The 2,354-nt window shown below is 59.1% G+C and carries 3 protein-coding genes; all 3 read left to right on the top strand.

Annotated features, from left to right (window positions below; genetic code table 11):
* The coding region (locus JJE47_13270; GenBank protein ID MBK5268397.1) for an amidohydrolase family protein at positions 1-344 on the top strand (344 nt) is incomplete at its 5' end.
* The gene (locus JJE47_13275) at positions 341-1,453 is read left to right on the top strand and encodes a Gfo/Idh/MocA family oxidoreductase (protein ID MBK5268398.1); all 1,113 of its coding nucleotides are present in this window, start codon (positions 341-343) and stop codon (positions 1,451-1,453) included. The genes JJE47_13270 and JJE47_13275, both read left to right, overlap by 4 nt.
* 11 nt (positions 1,454-1,464) lie before the next feature.
* Positions 1,465-2,354 (top strand): Gfo/Idh/MocA family oxidoreductase (locus JJE47_13280; GenBank protein ID MBK5268399.1); only part of this gene is annotated, 890 nt, incomplete at its 3' end.

Genomic DNA, 2,354 nt, shown 5'->3' on the forward strand with positions numbered 1-2,354 from the left:
ATCTGAAGATCGTGGTGGTTCATGGAGGCGGGTATCTGCCGGCCTACTTCGGTCGAATCGACCACGCCTATCGGGCTCGCGAAGACGTCAGAGAGGGTCTGCCGAGGACGCCGGGAGACTATCTCAAGAAGTTCTATTTCGACACGATGGTTTTCGAACCCGAACAGGTTAAGTTCCTCGTCGACAAGTACGGGGCCGATCACATCCTGTTGGGTACCGACTACCCCTATGACATGGGCGAGGACGATCCGCTCGGCTTGATCGGGCGAGTCGACGGACTCAGCCAGGACCAGATCGATCTCATCAGTGGCGGGAATGCTGCCCGATTGCTCGGGTTTGCATGAGCGACGGGATCGGGTTGGCCGTTATCGGCTGTGGAACAGTAGGTCGGATCCGTACGCTGCTCGCCGCCGAGCACCCCGGGGTGACCTGGATTGGCCTATGTGACGTCCACGAAGAAACGGGTCGCAAACTTGAGCAGGATGCTGGAGCTGATTTCTTCACGACGGACATCGCTGAACTGTTGGCGCGACCCGAGGTGACCGCGGTCATCGTCGCGACCGATGAACGAATGCATGTCGATCCAATCATGCAGGCGGTGGCCTACGGATATCCGATGTTTATCGAAAAACCGCTCGCTACCGATCCGGTCGAATCGGCCAACGTGCTTCGGGCGATCACCGAGAACCATGTCGATGCGGTCGTGGGATATACCCAACGTTTCCGTCGTCGGTTCCTCACGGTCAAGCAGCGACTGCGCGACGGCCAGATTGGTGAGGTCACCACCGTCGTAACGAGGGCGTTCATGAACCGGATGGTTGTGCAAGCCACCTTGTCGAAGGCCGACGACCGCACCAATCTCACTCCGATGGTTGTCTCGGGAACTCATAGCCTCGATATGTGTATGTGGCTGATGGAAGGCAAGACGCCGGTGTCGGTTTATGCCGTGTCGACCGACAAGGTGCTGGGCGAGTGGGGAACCAAGGATGCCACCATGGGTATCTTCACCATGGATGACGGCACCATTTTCAGTATGAACATCAGCTGGGCGCTCCCCGAGGTATGGCCAGGCGCCGTGTATGGCCTGGAGATCGGCATCGTGGGAACGGAAGGGGTCATCGACATCGAAGACACCCACCGAGACGTCATCATTGCTTCCAATACCGGTCAGCCGGCCGGATATGCCAGCCGGGGCTTCAAGGCTCCGCCGAATCGGCACGTCGACTTCATCGGTAGTTACCCACCGGGTGACGTGTCGGATGGGCTGTTGTGGGGGCCGATGCGCGAAGAGACCATGACCTGGTTCCACCGGATTGCCAGTGGCACAAAAACCCCCCACGCCACCGCGGCGGAAGGTCACTCCAACCTCATGCTCACAATGGCGATGGACTACTCGGCCCGGACCGGCCAGGTAGTACAGCTGCCGGTCGATCCCCAAGAACTGCTTCACTGAAAGGGACCCTAATGAGACAACTGAACGTAGGCGTAATTGGCACCGGATGGTGCGGAGGCATTCGAGCGGTCGCCTGTGCAAATAGCGCCCTGGTCGGTGAGCTGCACATTGCTGAAACCAACCCGCAGCGTCTTGCCGAAATGCGAACGCTCATCAACCCGAACACTGCCACGGCTCAGTGGGAGGACATAGTGGCCAACCCCCTCGTGGAGGCCGTGATGATTTCGGCCACCCCCGAGACATTGCATTACCCGATGGCCAAGGCGTGCCTGGAAGCCGGACAGCACGTGTTGCTGGAAAAGCCGATCGCGATCTCGCTTGCCGAAGCTGACGAGCTGATTGCCATCGCCGAGGCGAACAACCTCAAATTCACCATTGGCTACTCACAGCGGTTCAACAACAAACAGTCGCTCATCAAGCGCAGTGTTGCCGATGGAAGTGTCGGTGATCCAGTCAGTGTGCTCGTCAGCCGCCACATCAGTCGCTCCCTCGGTGCCAAGATCGGGAATCGGATCAAGCTGTCTCCGGCTGCCATGGAGGCCACGCACGATATCGATTTTGCCCTCTGGTGCCTTGAACCCCGTCAACCGGTTCGGGTCTATTCCCAGGTGGCCTTCGGGGTGCGGGAAGAAGCGCTCGGGCTACCGGACACGCAGATGATCATGATCACCATGGACGATGGAGTGGTCGTGACGGTCGGGGCGGGTATGAACCTCCCGCCCGGTTACAAGAACGCCGCCAATACCTGGATCGAATTCATCGGTACCGATGGGTCCGTTTTTGTAGACGACTCGCACAAGGACATCATGGTTCAGTCGATGGACCGGGGGGTCGAGTTCCCTCTGTCAACCATGCCGGGCGAATACGTTGGCGCCATGTATGCCGGTCCGATGGAACGCGA

It is taken from the genome of Acidimicrobiia bacterium (genome assembly GCA_016650365.1).
In the GTDB taxonomy this organism is placed as follows: Bacteria; Actinomycetota; Acidimicrobiia; order Spongiisociales; family JAENVV01; genus JAENVV01.